Below are 14,868 nucleotides of genomic sequence, written 5' to 3'. Positions count from 1 at the left end.
ATTTAATCCATCATCAAACGGGCGCCGGAGGTATCCAGGCGGCAAATATGAACAAAACCTTCGTCGTTTTGCAGGTAGTGCTGCGTCAGCCAGTCGGCGACGCGCGCCGCGGTATCCTGGCGATCGCAGATAGCGAATAGCGTCGGTCCCGAACCCGAAATACCGCAGGCCAGCGCGCCGATATCACCCACCGCCTGACGCGCGTCGGCGAAGCCCGGCAGCAGTCGGGTGCGATAGGGCTCAGCGATGACATCTTTCATCAATTTAGCCGCCAGCGCCGGCTGCCGGGTATGTCAGGCGTGCACAAAGCCCGCCAGATAACGGCCATGGCTGATGCAGTCCTGGCGACGATACTGCGCCGGCAAAATCGCCCGCGCCTCGGCGGTGCTCACTTTGATGCCCGGATAGGCCATCACCCACAGCCAGTCGTCAAACCCCGGCACCGGCTGGCTGATGATGCCGTTTTCCTCAAGCATCAGTTGCATGCCGCCGAGAAAACAGGGCGCGACATTATCGAAATGCACCCCGCCGGAAATGCGCCCCTCCATTTCCCCCATCAACATCAGCATCTGATCATCGTTTAGCGGACGGCCGCAATGGGCATTCATCGCCACCAGCGCCGCCACCACCGAACAGGCGCTGGAGCCCAGACCGGAGCCGATGGGCATGTTTTTTTCCAGCCGCAGGGCCACCGGCACCGTTTCCCCCACCGCTTCGCAAAAACGCTGCCAGCATTGATAAACGATGTTTTGCTCCGGCTCTGCCGGCAGCTTGTCGACAAAGCGCCCGGCGCAGTGCAGGCTGAAGCTGTCGGCGCGGGTGACGCTGACGCAATCCCCCAGCAGCGTGCCGTCCATCGGCGACACCGCCGCGCCCAGCACGTCGAACCCCACGCTGACGTTGCCGATTGAGGCCGGCGCATACACTTTAACCATGTTAAACTCCCAACTTCCATGACAGCGTGCGTAAAAGATCGGCGAAAACGCCAGCGGCGGTGACATCATTGCCGGCGCCATAGCCGCGCAGTACCAGCGGTAACGGTTGATAGTAGCGGGTCGAGAACGCCAGCGCGTTTTCGCCGTCTTTCACTTTGAACAGCGGGTCATTGGCCCCCACCGCCTCGATATTGACTTACAGCGCCCGTCGTCAATGCTGCCCACATAGCGCAGCACCTGGCCTTCCGCGCGGGCTTTCGCCACTCTGGCGGCAAACTCAGCGTCCAAGGTCGGCAGCAGGGCAAGAAACGCGTCCACATCGCCGCCGGCGTCAAAACTCGCCGGCAACACCGGCTCGACATCGATATCGGTCAACTCCAGGGTATATCCCGCCTCGCGCGCCAGGATCAGCAGCTTGCGCGCCACATCCATCCCGGAAAGATCATCCCGCGGGTCGGGCTCGGTGTAACCGTTGCCGCGTGCCAGCAGCGTCGCCGCCGACAGCGACATCCCCTCGTCCAACTTGCCGAAAATGAAGGATAGCGAGCCGGAAAGAATACCGGAAAACCGCGTCAGCTCATCGCCGGCATTCAATAAATTCTGTAAGTTTTCGATAACCGGCAGACCGGCGCCAACGTTGGTATCATAAAGGAACTTACGACGCGAGGCTGCGGCGGCGGCGCGCATCTGATGGTAATAATCCATTGAGGCGGTATTGGCTTTCTTGTTCGGCGTCACCACGTGGAAGCCGTCCGCCAGAAAATCCGCATATTGATTGGCTACCGCCTCGCTGCTGGTGCAGTCGACGATGACCGGGTTAAGCAGGTGGTACTCTTTCACCAGCCGGATCAACCGCCCCAGATTAAACGGCTCGCGCGCTTCGGCCAGCGCCGCCTGCCAGTTCGCCAGGTCGATACCGTGCACATTGGTCAGTAGCGCGCGCGAGTTGGCGATACCGCACACCCGCAAGTCAATATGTTTGCCTTTTAGCCACGCATGCTGGCGGCGGATCTGCTCGATCAATGCGCCGCCGACGCCACCCGCGCCAATAACGAACACCTCGATCACCTGATCGGTATTGAACAGCATCTGGTGCGCCACCCGCACGCCGGTAGTGGTGCTGTCATTGTCTACCACCACCGAAATGGAACGCTCGGACGATCCTTGCGCGATAGCGATGATGTTGATATTGGCGCGCGCCAGCGCCGCAAACAGCTTGGCGGACAGGCCGCGCTGCGTGCGCATGCCATCGCCCACCACCGAGATGATCGCCAGGCGGGAGATAACATCCAGCGGCTCCAGCAGACCGTCTTTCAGCTCCAGGTAAAATTCCTCCTCCAGCGCCCGGCGGGCGCCCGCCAGCTCATGCTGGGGCACGCAAAAGCTGATGCTGTATTCCGAAGACGATTGCGTAATCAGCACCACGGAGCTGCCGGCGCGCGACATGGCGGCAAATACCCGTGCCGCCATGCCGATCATCCCTTTCATTCCCGGGCCGGAGACGTTGATCATCGCCATATTGTTCAGATGGGTGATGCCTTTGACCGGGTTGCCTTCCTCGCCGCTGGTCGGCCCGATTAAGGTACCGGGCGCCTGAGGATTGGTGGTGTTTTTGATAAGGCAGGGAATTTGGAACTGAGCGATGGGAACGATGGTGCGGGGATGGAGAACCTTGGCGCCGAAATAAGACAGCTCCATCGCCTCTTGATAGGAAAGCTGACTCAACAAACGCGCATCCGGCACCTGATGAGGATCGCAGGTATACACGCCGTCGACATCGGTCCAGATTTCACAACAATCGGCGCGCAGACAGGCCGCCAGCACCGCCGCGGAGTAATCGGATCCATTGCGACCCAGCACCACCAGCTCGCCGCGCTCGTTACCGGCGGTGAAGCCGGCCATCAGGATGATGTGATCGGCGGGGATCGCGGCGTCATTGATGCGCCGGGTAGATTCCGCGATATCCACCGTCGACTCAAGATACCCCCCCTGTGCCAGCAGTTTTGCCACCGGGTCGATGACCGTGACGCCAAAGCCGCGCGCGCGCAATAGCGCTTCCATCAGCGCGATGGACAGTTTTTCGCCGCGGCAGATGATGGCGGCGTTAACGCTGTCGGGGCAGTATTTCAGCAGCGCAATGCCGTGCAATAATTGCTTGAGCTGGGCGAATTCCTGCTCGACCACACTACGCAGCGCCGCATGATCAAACCCCGGCTGCGCGGCGGCCAAACCGTCTAAAAGCCGGCTAAAGATCTGTTCAGCGTCGAGAATATTCGGCTGGATATCGCTGCCGTTGAGCGTGCGGTCGATCATGGCGACCAGATGATTGGTAATTTTGGCCGGCGCGGATAATACCGCTGCCACCTGTCCCTGGCGGCTATTGCTCTCAAGGATATCGGAGACGCGGATAAAACGTTCCGCGTTGGCGACAGAGGTACCGCCAAATTTCAGTACTCGCATTTCTGTTTCATCTCCTGAATTAAGCTTAAAAAAAAGCCCGCACTGTCAAGGTGCGGGCTTTTTTCTGGATTCCTGTATGCGTCAGCCCGCGCCGCTACCCGTGGTGGTAATAATAATGGTGCTGTGGCTGAAGCGGGTACGCATGATGGTTGGTGTTATCACTGTTTTTTATTAATACCCTATTGGTTAAAGCAATCAGGCGTTAAAGTCAATGAATATCTGTTTATGCCCGGCGATAAACCGCCCGTATCGCGCCGTTCAATATTCACCTGCCGGCGCCACGGGCGCGCACGAACGTTTATCTATTCCCGCCAATCCAGCATGTTATGCTAGTCACTACTTCCCGGGCGGCAGGTAATACCAGCGGGCAGTGAGTCGTTAAGGATGCCTTACATCGCGACACAGACCTGCACCCCATCAGCATCGCCCACGAACAACCGGCAGGCCTTTACAATTATGGCTAAGTTAGGTAGTCACTTACGTTATTAAACAGAAGCTATTGTCATTTGTGGAAAATAACCGGCGGGAAAATAGAATATTTGCCGCCGTAAGCGCACAACAATAAAGTTCATCCATAAGCGGATGTTATCCGAACGCGCCCGCGACGACACCGCAGCGGGAACCCGCAAAGCCCTTATGACACGACCGGCAGCCGCTGTGGCGGGGCTATTCCACCCCCTCACCCCGCCGGGTTAAACAATATAAGATAATGGTACATAAAGAGACATTAAAGTTATCTTACGGGCCGCGCTGTTAATCCCGTCTAGGGAAATGGCACAGGTGTTAGGGTTTATTTTGATATACGTCAGCAAAATGATATTTTCTTGAGTGGTAAATGCGGTTGACGCTGTTATATTGTTGTTAATAAGGGTAAGCTATGCAGCATTTAAGCTTGAGAAATCAAGTCCTGAATACAGGTAAGCGTCGCCGGTAACATAGCGTTAATCACGATAGGGCACGTTGAAGTGCTTAGGCCTGAAGCCTTGGAGGATGCATTTTGTTCCTCCGCTACCGTTAAGGACGACAGCGGCTTGAGTACCTCCTCTTTCAATTATGTTGGTAATTTTAGGTAGCAAACATGCAGACCCCGCACATTCTTATCGTTGAAGACGAGTCAGTCACCCGTAATACCCTCAAAAGCATATTTGAAGCTGAGGGCTATATGGTTCATGAAGCTACCGACGGCGCAGAGATGCATCGCGCGTTGTCGGAACATGATATTAATCTGGTTATCATGGATATCAACCTGCCGGGTAAAAATGGCTTGTTGCTGGCGCGAGAACTTCGGGAGCATACCAGCGTTGCCCTGATGTTTCTTACCGGCCGCGATAATGAGGTGGATAAGATCCTCGGATTGGAAATCGGCGCCGACGATTATATTACCAAGCCTTTCAACCCGCGCGAACTCACTATCCGTGCGCGTAACCTGCTGTCCCGCACCATGAATCTGGGCGGCGCCCTTGAAGAACGCAAGCTGGTGGAAAGCTACAAATTCAACGGTTGGGAGCTCGATATTAACAGCCGTTCTCTGCTGAGCCCTCACGGCGAGAGCTATAAATTGCCGCGCAGTGAATTTCGCGCCATGCTGCACTTCTGCGAAAATCCCGGCAAGATCCAATCGCGCGCCGAGCTGCTGAAGAAAATGACCGGCCGCGAGCTTAAGGCCCATGACCGTACCGTTGATGTTACCATTCGCCGTATACGGAAACATTTTGAATCAACGCCGGATACGCCGGAAATCATCGCCACCATTCACGGCGAAGGTTATCGTTTTTGCGGCGATCTGGAAGAGTAAGTTTCACCAACGGCGCCCTCCCCGGCCGGGGCGGGCGTCCGATTTTCTCCCCCCGCCGGTAAACGGTTCCGCGTCGCCCCGAACGGCTGCCGCCCGTCATACCCGCTATCCCTCGCCCGGCGTGAGCGCGCTTCCTCGCGGTAAGCCGACACCCTCCACACCGGCAAACGCCGGCGGGCATGACGCCGCCGCCTTCAATCGGGTGTCAGAAAGAGCGGTTACGGACGCTTCTCGCCCCAGGGAATAATCGGCACCGCACTGAGTGCATTTTTCGGCGATCCTTCCACTACCCGATCCGAATACGAGAGATACACCAGCGCGTTACGTTTGGCATCATAAAAGCGAACCACCTGCAGGCGCTTGAAAATCAGCGAGGTACGTTTTTGGAACACCACGCTACCGTGCTGCTGGCCGTTTTTAATTTTGTCGCTCAGGGTAATCGGCCCCACCTGCTGACAGGAAATTGCCGCATCGGAGGTATCTTCCGCCAGGCCGAGGCCGCCTTTGATACCGCCGGTTTTGGCACGGCTGAGATAACATGTCACGTTGGCAACATCGGGATCGTCAAAGGCTTCCACCACGATTTTGTGATCCGGGCCGAACAGCTTGAACACCGTGTCGACGGAACCGACCTCTTCGGCGTGGGCCATGCCGAGGCTAAAGGCCCAGCCCATCAGGGCGAGAACGATTTTTTTATTCATAGGGGTAGCGTAATTTCCTGTAGCAACCTAAGGGCCGCCAGCGCAATGACGTCGGCGGGACTGGTCAATATTAACCGGCAATAATAAGCTAATAAATCTTTTGCGACCTGTTAGCCAAAATATTGCTATCATGCGTCGACAATTTCTAATGACGCCTTCACCGCTTTCTGAGGATTCTTATGGATCAAGCCGGGATCATTCGTGACCTGTTAAGCTGGCTCGATAGCCATCTGGACCAGCCGCTGTCGCTGGATAATGTCGCCGCCAAGGCCGGCTATTCCAAATGGCACCTGCAACGTATGTTCAAAGAAGTGACCGGCCAGGCCATCGGCGCCTATATTCGCGCGCGCAGATTGTCCAAGGCGGCGGTGGCCCTGCGGCTGACCAGTCGGCCGATACTGGATATCGCGCTCCAGTACCGTTTCGATTCCCAGCAGACGTTCACCCGCGCTTTCAAGAAGCAATTCGCCCAAACCCCGGCGCTGTATCGCCGCAAAGAAGAGTGGGATTCCACCGGCATCCGACCGCCGATTCGTCTGGAACAAACCACGATGCCGCAGGCGGAGTTCATCCGGCTGCCGGCGATGGAACTTATCGGCGTTACGCAAAGTTACACCTGCACCCTTGAGCAGCTCAGTAGTTTCCGTACCGAGCTGCGCATCCATTTCTGGCGCCAGTATCTTGGCGAGGCGAAATGTCTGCCGCCGACCCTGTACGGCCTGAACCATACCCGGCCCAGTCTGGAGAAGGATGATGAGCAGGAAGTGCTCTACACCACCGCCATCGAGCCCCAGCATATGCCGGAAAACGTGCACGGCGGCGAGCCTGTCCTGTTGGAAGGCGGCGAATACGCCCGCTTTATTTACCAGGGGCCGCCCCACGATTTGCAGGACTTTATCCTGGCGTTGTACGGCACCTGCCTGCCGTCGCAAAGCCTGGTGCGCCGTAAGGGATGCGATATCGAACGCTTCTTCCCGCCGGAGCGCAAACCGGACGCGGAACTGCCGCACACGATCCGCTGCGAGTATTTGATTCCGGTGCGGCGTTAACGCTGCAGCTCATCCAGGGCGGGCATATCCAGATGGGAGACATCGCCCGCCGTTTCCACCACCCAGCCGGGCGCCAGCCACGGGCTTTGCTGGTAATCCATGCGCGAAAGGGAGCAGTTGCGCAGCCTGAGTCGACGCTCGGCGTAGGCCGGCAGCCCCAGTACCGTGCTTATCAGACAGCCAAGGGCCATGCCGTGGCTGACCAGCAGCGGCAGACTGCCCGCAGGCAGCGACAGGCAGCCATTCAGGGCAGCATGCATGCGCGTCGCCATTTCAGTCATCGACTCACCGCCGGGGATGCGGCCGCCTTCGGTGCCGTTGACCAATTGCCGACGCCAGTTTTCTTCCTCGTCGGTCAGGGTGGCGATATCGCGGGTTTCCAATACCCCCATATCCAGCTCGCGCAGCCGCGCATCGACCGTCATCGCACAGCCGCAGCCGGCGGCGATGATTTCTGCGGTACGGCGTGTACGGCCCAAATCGCTACTGATAACATGGGTGATACCCAATGATTTGGCCCGTTCAGCGACCTGCTCCGCCTGGCGTTCACCTTTGGCGGTTAATGCACTGTCGGATTGCCCCTGAATACGGCGCAGCGCATTCCATTCAGTTTCGCCATGACGAACAAGATAAACCTGTAACATACTTTTTTCCGTTATACTGCGTGAAAGAGACGGGAGTTAACCAGATACTATGTACAATGTAATCGCTGCCACCCATAACCCGGCCAAGATTGACGCCATTCAGCACGCTTTTGACGATACGTTTGGTGCGGGCAATTGCCAAGTGGAGGGCATTGATGTTGACAGCGGCGTGCCATCCCAGCCGATGGGCGATCATCAAACCCGCAGCGGCGCGCGCAACCGGGTAATGGCCGCCCGCCAGGTCAATCCAGAGGCGGACTTCTGGGTCGGCGTCGAAGCCGGCGTGGAAGAGAATATGACCTTTGCCTGGATGGTGATTGAAAATGCACATCTGCGGGGTGAGTCGCGCTCCGCCAGTTTAATGTTACCTAATAGTATATTACAGGGAATCATAGAAGGGCGAGAATTGGGTCATGAAATGGCACGATTAACCGGTATTGAGGACATAAAGCGCCGTGGCGGGGCTATTGGCGTCTTCACGGAAGGCCGTCTGACGCGGAGTAGCGTCTACCATCAAGCGCTGCTACTGGCCTTGGTGCCTTTCCATAATGCTATCTTTCAGGAACCACGCCGAGGGCGCAACTAGAGCGGCGTGTCCCGCAGTTGCTGTATGAGCCAGCGTTTCAGCTCCGGCGGCGCGGATTTCAGGCTGTTTGATCCCCGGGTTATCGTGGCGATACCGGCTCCGAGCTCATTTTTCAGCTCACGCTGGCTGACGTCACCGGCCAGCAGGGCCTGAATGATGCGGATACGCGTCGCCAGCGCTTCGCGTTCGTCGGGCGTGAGCATCAGCGGCACGTGCAGCTCGTCGTCATAGGCCTGGCCCAGCAGGCGGGCGAAGGTGCGCCAGTCCTGCTCCAGCCGATCGGCACCGGCGCCCGCGCCGGGGGTGGAAGATGTCGCGTTCATAAGCTCTACCGCCATACCATTAAACTAGTACAGTAGCTTAACATACTTTTTGCCGCTCAGTAGCGACGCTGCCACTCGGCGTCGGTCAGCAGTTTCGCCGGCTGACGCAGGAAATAGCGGTAAAACACGTCATAAGCCAGCACATTTTTGACATAACCGCGGGTTTCGGAAAACGGAATGCTCTCGATGAAGGCGATGGCGTCGGCGCGGCCGGCGCTGGCGTTGAGCCAGCTGTTGACTCTGCCGGGACCGGCATTGTAGGCGATACTGGCCAGAATACGGTTACGGCCAAACATCTGATAGACGTACTCCAGATAAGCCGTGCCGAGGGCGATATTGATTTGCGGATCCAATAGTTGGCCGGGTTGGGTATAATTCGCCATATTGAACATCTGTGCCGTATGTTGCGCGGTGGCCGGCATCAATTGCATCAATCCGGCGGCGCCCACCGGCGAACGCACTTTCGGATTCCAGGCGCTCTCCTGGCGGGCGATAGCCATGGCGTAACTCTGGCTTATCCCTTTATCGTTAGTCGCCTGACGGAACGTTTGGTGCCAGGCCAGCGGAAAGCGTTCTTCCAAATGGTCCCACAGCTTGCCGCTGATGGTGGCCTGCACGCTTAAGTCCGGCCACTGCTGTAAAAACGCGTAGCGCGCCAGCTGCTCTTGTTGCGGCCGGCTTCGGCTCGCCACCAGCGCGGCCCATTCGCTGCGCGCCAAATTGTCCATATTCCAATACATCAGCTCGCGCACCCGGGCAATAGCCGGCTCCCGCGCCAATGCCGGGTCCGGCGTTGCGGCGCGTGCCACATTGATAACATAACGCTCGCCCAGCGCCTCCGCCGCCGCCATCGGATAAAAACCGCGCGCCTGCATCAGCGGGCGCAATAGCGCCTCCCCTTGGGCACGGTGGCCGGCATCCATCAACAGCATGCCGCGCCAATAGCGCCACTCATCCTTTTGCCGATCCTCTTCCGGTAAGCGTTCCAGCCAGGCGCGCACCTCCTGCTTGTTACCCTGCCCCAGCGACATCCGAATACGCCGTTCCAACAAGGCGGTGGAATGCCCGCGCAGGATAACCCCGTCGCGCCAGCGCGCCTGCTCAGGATTGGCATCGGTGCCCATCAGCCGCCAGGCGACGCTCTCTTCCAGCGCCAAACGCTCGCTGTCGCGCATTTTCTGCGCGCGCGCCAAGATGGGAATCAGGGACCGGGCGTTTTCCACATCGCTGCGGGCCAGACGGGCGAAGGCTATCTGCGTCGCCTGACGGGTCAAATCGGTGGGGCCGACGCTGCGGGCGAAATCCGCCAGCGTCGCCGGGTTGTCCTGCAGCGCCGCCAGCGCATTCCCCATGGTCTGGTACTCGGCGGGCAATTGTTTCGACAGATAATTGACCAGGCCGGTATTGCCTTCGTTCATCGCCAGCCGGATCCGTTCCAGTGTCGCCAGCGGACTGCGTTCGCCGGCCTGATCCCACACGCCGAACAGCTTGTTGCAGCTATCCGGCAGAGAATGGCCGTTCAGCCAGATATCGCGCGCGCCGTCCCAGGCCTCCTGCGGCTTGCCGGTGGCCCATTTGGCATAATAATAATTGCAGCGCGCCGCCACCGGTTTGGGCGGCTCTGGGCTGAAAGCCAGCAAGCTATACCAGTCCTGGCGATATGCCAGTTCATTGACATAGCGCGCACGCAGCGAGCGGGCCGGCGGCAGCGTCGGATTCGCCTCGGTAAAGGCATTAATTTGATCGGGGCTGACCTGGGAGAGATCTTGCGAGAGCTGCCGGTATGCCAGATAGGGATACAGTGGATAGTCACGCAGCGTGGGCAGCAATTGCGCCACCACGTCCATCTGCTGAGCGTCCCACGCCTGCTTAACCTGCTGATAGCGCAGCCGCTGGGCCTCAATGGAATCCGCCTGCGCCAGCACAGGCAGCGCCATCATCCCGATTGCCGCCGCCCACAACCGCCATCTGTCCACCTTGACCATCTCCACCCATCCTCAATAATGACCCGTCCCACCGCGGGACTTCGTTGCGCGCATGACCGACCGGTTCCCGTTCACAGGCTAGACCCGCTAGCGGAATCGCGCTTGCCGCACGTAAGAATACAAACATTATTAATTAATGTTTTTAGTATGCATTAATATAGCAAACTGCGGCCGGCAGACGGGCTAAACGCGGCGATTTACCTAGTTTTACAGCCCGCATCCGTCAGATAGCCGCCCGCCGAGGGCTGCAACGACGTTCCCGTCCCTCTCCTCTGAACAACGCGCAGGGGTTCGCACCCATAACCCTTGCCGCGCACGCACGGGACTCGCCGCCGCCGGTCAGGCTGTGATTACGCGCCGAAACGGGCTAAACTGCGTTATCGCACTGGCGTGGCCGTGCCGCGCTATTTCCCGCTGTCGCGCGGGACAGTCAAAAACCCGTTAACATGAGGCTTATCGCAACGTGGCTCAATTCGTCTATACCATGCACCGCGTCGGCAAAATCGTTCCGCCGAAACGGCATATCCTGAAAAATATTTCGCTGAGTTTTTTCCCCGGCGCCAAAATCGGCGTGCTGGGTCTTAACGGCGCGGGGAAATCGACGCTGCTGCGCATCATGGCCGGCATCGACACCGATATCGAAGGCGAGGCGCGGCCTCATCCCGGCATCAATATCGGTTACCTGCCCCAGGAGCCCCGCTTCGATAACGAAAAAACCGTGCGCGAAGAAATCGAAACCGCCGTGGCGGACGTCAAGCAGGCGCTGTCCCGTCTGGACGCGGTGTACGCCGCCTATGCCGAGCCGGACGCCGACTTTGATAAGCTGGCGAAAGAGCAGGGGGAGCTGGAAGCCATCATCCAGGCCCACGATGGCCATAATCTGGACAACCAGCTGGAACGTGCCGCCGACGCGCTGCGCCTGCCGCCCTGGGATGCCAAAATCGGCACCTTGTCCGGCGGCGAGCGTCGACGGGTGGCGATTTGCCAGCTGCTGCTGGAAAAGCCCGATATGCTGTTGCTCGACGAACCCACCAACCATCTGGACGCCGAATCCGTCGCCTGGCTGGAACGTTTCCTGCACGACTATGAAGGCACCGTGGTGGCGATTACCCATGACCGCTATTTCCTGGATAACGTCGCCGGCTGGATCCTGGAGCTGGACCGCGGTGAGGGCATCCCCTGGGAAGGCAACTATTCTTCCTGGCTGGAGCAAAAGGATCAGCGCCTGGCGCAGGAGGCCTCATCCGAGGCGGCGCGCCGCAAGTCCATCGAAAAGGAACTGGAATGGGTGCGCTCGAACGCAAAAGGCCGCCAATCAAAAGGGAAAGCCCGTTTGGCGCGTTTTGAAGAGCTCAATAACGTCGAGTACCAAAAACGCAACGAGACCAGCGAATTGTTTATCCCGCCCGGTCCCCGTCTCGGTGACAAAGTGCTGGAAGTCAGCCAGCTGCGCAAATCCTACGGCGACCGACTTCTGATCGACGATTTGTCTTTCTCCCTGCCTAAAGGGGCGATTGTCGGCATCATCGGCCCCAACGGCGCCGGTAAATCCACGTTGTTCCGGCTGTTATCGGGCAAGGAGCAGCCGGACAGCGGCAGCATTACGCTTGGGGATACGGTACAGCTCGCCTCGGTGGACCAGTTCCGCGACAGTATGGATAACAGTAAAACCGTGTGGGAGGAGATCTCCGGCGGTCAGGATATTATGCGCATCGGTAATTTTGAGCTGCCGAGCCGCGCCTACGTCGGCCGTTTCAACTTCAAAGGCGTGGATCAGGGGAAACGGATTGGTGAGTTGTCCGGCGGCGAGCGCGGCCGCGTGCATTTGGCCAAGTTGCTGCAGGTGGGCGGTAACATGTTGCTGCTCGATGAGCCAACCAACGATCTGGATGTGGAAACCCTGCGCGCGCTGGAAAACGCCCTGCTGGAGTTTCCCGGTTGCGCCATGGTCATCTCCCATGACCGCTGGTTCCTCGACCGTATTGCGACGCACATTATCGATTATCAGGACGAAGGCAATATCGCGTTCTTTGAAGGTAACTTCACCGAATATGAAGAGTACAAGAAGCGGACGCTGGGGGCGGAAGCGCTACAACCGCACCGTATCAAGTACAAAAAAATGGCCTGACGGCCAGCGGTCTGTGACGGTGCCTTTAGGCGCCGTTTTGGTTTGTCTGCCCCGCCGTCGGGCGCTTGCCTGTGCGCCTTAGCGCCAAGCTCGCCGCCAAGGCCGTCAGTGTTCCCCCAGCAGCTCTTTCACCAGGGTAATGCACTGTAAAAAGCGCTGATCATAATCCGCCACGTCCACCCGCACGTAAGGGATCTGATTAACGTGCAACAAGCCCTCCAGCAATTGCTGAAACGCATCGCGGTCCGTCGGCGCGCCGAGACTGCGTAACCCATCGGCGACCCAAGGGGTGTTGTTTTTCAGCAGGATGACTAAATCGAAGCGGTATTCGTCGATCATCGCCTGTACAAAGGGATGTTCCCGGCCGTGATATTTTTTGCAAAACGCCTGACTGGTGACAAAATCCGTATCGATAAAGGTCACCTTGTTAGCGTATTTTACTGCAAAATCAATGAACTGTGCTTGTCCCAGCGCGATTTTATCGTAGTCGGAATATTGTAGCGCCATTTCATCGCCGCCGAGGTGGGTAAACACATAATCCCGGCCATACTCCCAGGCGCTGGTGGTATTGAAAATATTGGCCAGCTTATTGACCATGGTGGACTTGCCGCTGGACTCGCCGCCAATCACCGCGACGGTGCGAACAAAGAAGGGTTTGACTTCGGTCGGGATATAATCCCAGTAGCGGAAGGGATCCTGGCGGATTTGCTGTCAGCTGATGGACATAAAGGAACGATCGGGATCGATTATCACGGTTTCAATCCCCAAATGTTCGCGATAGTGCGCAAGATCCTGTTTTTCGCTAGAGTAAATAAAATCCGCCTCGATGCCTTTATCGTCCATGAAACCTTTGACGCCCCGGCTCCAGACATCCCAGCCGTGGGGGCATAGGTATCTACACATCAGGGAGGAGGCTTAAGAGCAACTCTCGCTAAATGAGTAAGTTCTTCCAGACTATATTCCGATAATAATTTTAGTGTATTCAACAAGATGGATAGGCCAGCGAGCAGAGCAGGAGCGCTCTCTCTGCGGCCTCGCTTTTGCTGTCGTCCTGACAAGCGACATATCAGCTGGCGGGCTGCCGCATTTTCTTCTCCTTCAGCGCGTTGCAGCCGCCATACCAGAACAGCAGCCATACTGGCTATTAACAACCTGCGTAGTACGGCTGGCGCGCTGCGCTGAAGCCATGTTTCTACGTCATGTCCGGCACCTTTCAGCAACTTAAAAAATGATTCAATATTCCAGCGCCAGTAATACCAACGAGCTACTTCCTCGCAGGTGATCTCGCTGCAAACGTTTGTAAGCAGCGTCCAGCGTCCCACCACATTACCGAGATCATCCGTAAGCCGAACAACAACCAATCTGACCGTCAGAGGCTCTCCAGGTTGGATTTTTATGCGGCGGCCGGTTTCTTTATCTTTACGCTTCTGCTGCGCAGCTCGGGTTATGACTATCGAGGTTTCACTGATTTCCATATCAGCTTTTTTCCCTTTCCAGTCTACCTGTCCGCATCCGTTGTATGGCAGAAGAGCAGCAATCTCACCAATTTTCAATGAATTACCTTGCCACTCTGCACCATGTCCTTCTTTTCCTCGGATAAGCCAGCATATTCCTTGAGTACTCAACGTCCGCATATGTCCAATAGAGTCACCCTCTCTATCAATTATATGAATCAGCTTTTTACCTATATTAAGCGATTCCACACGGGCAATATCGGTCGTCAAGGCGTCCATATGTGTCTGCCGTTCGGACAGTCCTTCCGCCAACGTTGAATGACAACCGGTTGCATCGGTAAGTGTCTGAGATAGAGGCGCTATTGGCAAACCCGTGCCAGCATCAACCAGCAAGCTGCTTTGAAGTTCATATCCAACATCGCCACCGTGCGTCATTTTTAAGCGTCCGTATTTGGCATGATGGTAAAGAAATTGTAAACGTGACCAATCATGAACAACGAGAGCGTATGGATGCGGGCTAAGCGAAATTTGCTCAAGTGCTAGCGAAATAATTGGCTCATTGAGTTGACTGAAGCTAATTCGCTTATTATTCAGAAAACGCCAGACAGCTTGGGTAGTTGCGAAAGTTGATTTTTGAGCACTTGCGAGGTCTTTAACCGCAGAAGCAAGAAGAGCCGCGGGCGTCATATGCTGTTTAACCAGCGTCTGATATCGGCGGGTAAGGCGAGAGTCAATCCCGCCAACAGATAGGTTGAAATCATTCTGCAAAGTAATAACAGGTATCACGATAAATGTGTAGATACCTATG

General features: G+C 57.1%; 9 protein-coding genes, 3 pseudogenes and 1 other annotated feature. Of the genes and pseudogenes, 4 read left to right on the top strand and 8 right to left on the bottom strand.

Features of this window, described 5'->3' with window-relative positions; genetic code table 11:
• Nucleotides 1–2 precede the first annotated feature (2 nt).
• Nucleotides 3–935, bottom strand: a pseudogene (gene thrB / locus CINSTRO3249_RS00065) (homoserine kinase).
• 1 nt (nucleotide 936) lies between these two features.
• Nucleotides 937–3,395 (bottom strand): annotated as a pseudogene (gene thrA, locus CINSTRO3249_RS00060) (bifunctional aspartate kinase/homoserine dehydrogenase I).
• Between the two features lie 26 nt (nucleotides 3,396–3,421).
• Nucleotides 3,422–3,529 (bottom strand) — a sequence feature (Thr leader region).
• 944 nt (nucleotides 3,530–4,473) lie between these two features.
• Here thrA and arcA point away from each other — a divergent pair.
• The gene (gene arcA, locus CINSTRO3249_RS00050; RefSeq protein ID WP_074011641.1) at nucleotides 4,474–5,190 is read left to right on the top strand and encodes a two-component system response regulator ArcA; all 717 of its coding nucleotides are present in this window, start codon (nucleotides 4,474–4,476) and stop codon (nucleotides 5,188–5,190) included.
• Nucleotides 5,191–5,408: 218 nt separating this feature from the next.
• Here arcA and creA read toward each other — a convergent pair whose 3' ends face one another.
• Nucleotides 5,409–5,891, bottom strand: coding sequence for a protein CreA (gene creA, locus CINSTRO3249_RS00045; protein WP_074011640.1), 483 nt, complete (start codon nucleotides 5,889–5,891; stop codon nucleotides 5,409–5,411).
• 179 nt (nucleotides 5,892–6,070) lie between these two features.
• Between creA and robA the strand changes: the two genes are divergently transcribed.
• On the top strand, nucleotides 6,071–6,940 hold the full coding sequence (gene robA, locus CINSTRO3249_RS00040) for an MDR efflux pump AcrAB transcriptional activator RobA (RefSeq protein WP_074011639.1): 870 nt from the start codon (nucleotides 6,071–6,073) through the stop codon (nucleotides 6,938–6,940).
• On the opposite strand, the gene gpmB is transcribed toward robA, so the two are convergent.
• Nucleotides 6,937–7,584 carry a 2,3-diphosphoglycerate-dependent phosphoglycerate mutase GpmB gene (gene gpmB, locus CINSTRO3249_RS00035; protein ID WP_074011638.1) on the bottom strand — a complete coding sequence of 216 codons (648 nt, stop codon included), beginning with the start codon at nucleotides 7,582–7,584 and terminating at the stop codon, nucleotides 6,937–6,939. The two genes, robA and gpmB, sit on opposite strands and share 4 nt — an antisense overlap.
• Before the next feature lie 49 nt (nucleotides 7,585–7,633).
• Here gpmB and yjjX point away from each other — a divergent pair, with 49 nt between their 5' ends.
• Entirely contained in the window at nucleotides 7,634–8,170 is a 537-nt protein-coding gene (gene yjjX / locus CINSTRO3249_RS00030) for an inosine/xanthosine triphosphatase (protein ID WP_074011637.1), read from the top strand.
• Here yjjX and trpR read toward each other — a convergent pair.
• Nucleotides 8,167–8,493 carry a trp operon repressor gene (gene trpR, locus CINSTRO3249_RS00025; RefSeq protein ID WP_074011636.1) on the bottom strand — a complete coding sequence of 109 codons (327 nt, stop codon included), beginning with the start codon at nucleotides 8,491–8,493 and terminating at the stop codon, nucleotides 8,167–8,169. The genes yjjX and trpR overlap by 4 nt on opposite strands.
• 56 nt (nucleotides 8,494–8,549) lie before the next feature.
• Nucleotides 8,550–10,478 carry a murein transglycosylase gene (sltY, locus tag CINSTRO3249_RS00020; RefSeq protein ID WP_074011635.1) on the bottom strand — a complete coding sequence of 643 codons (1,929 nt, stop codon included), beginning with the start codon at nucleotides 10,476–10,478 and terminating at the stop codon, nucleotides 8,550–8,552.
• Between the two features lie 463 nt (nucleotides 10,479–10,941).
• Between sltY and ettA the strand changes: the two genes are divergently transcribed.
• Entirely contained in the window at nucleotides 10,942–12,606 is a 1,665-nt protein-coding gene (gene ettA / locus CINSTRO3249_RS00015; RefSeq protein WP_074011634.1) for an energy-dependent translational throttle protein EttA, read from the top strand.
• 105 nt (nucleotides 12,607–12,711) lie between these two features.
• Here the strand turns inward: ettA and nadR are convergent.
• Nucleotides 12,712–13,491 (bottom strand): annotated as a pseudogene (gene nadR, locus CINSTRO3249_RS00010) (multifunctional transcriptional regulator/nicotinamide-nucleotide adenylyltransferase/ribosylnicotinamide kinase NadR); the annotation flags it as partial.
• A gap of 17 nt (nucleotides 13,492–13,508) precedes the next feature.
• The coding region (locus CINSTRO3249_RS00005; RefSeq protein ID WP_254304262.1) for a flagellar biosynthesis protein FlhF at nucleotides 13,509–14,868 on the bottom strand (1,360 nt) is incomplete at its 5' end.

The sequence above is a fragment of the Candidatus Sodalis sp. SoCistrobi genome (assembly GCF_900143145.1).
Lineage (GTDB): Bacteria > Pseudomonadota > Gammaproteobacteria > Enterobacterales > Enterobacteriaceae > SoCistrobi.
The sequence above is the reverse complement of the archived record's forward strand: the minus strand, read 5'-3'. Positions and strand labels throughout refer to the sequence as shown.

Coding starts and splice junctions, on each gene's coding strand:
- arcA (WP_074011641.1), top strand. CDS start 4,474: ATGCAGACCCCGCACATTCTTATCGTTGAAGACGAGTCAGTCACCCGT.
- creA (WP_074011640.1), bottom strand. CDS start 5,891: ATGAATAAAAAAATCGTTCTCGCCCTGATGGGCTGGGCCTTTAGCCTC.
- robA (WP_074011639.1), top strand. CDS start 6,071: ATGGATCAAGCCGGGATCATTCGTGACCTGTTAAGCTGGCTCGATAGC.
- gpmB (WP_074011638.1), bottom strand. CDS start 7,584: ATGTTACAGGTTTATCTTGTTCGTCATGGCGAAACTGAATGGAATGCG.
- yjjX (WP_074011637.1), top strand. CDS start 7,634: ATGTACAATGTAATCGCTGCCACCCATAACCCGGCCAAGATTGACGCC.
- trpR (WP_074011636.1), bottom strand. CDS start 8,493: ATGAACGCGACATCTTCCACCCCCGGCGCGGGCGCCGGTGCCGATCGG.
- sltY (WP_074011635.1), bottom strand. CDS start 10,478: ATGGTCAAGGTGGACAGATGGCGGTTGTGGGCGGCGGCAATCGGGATG.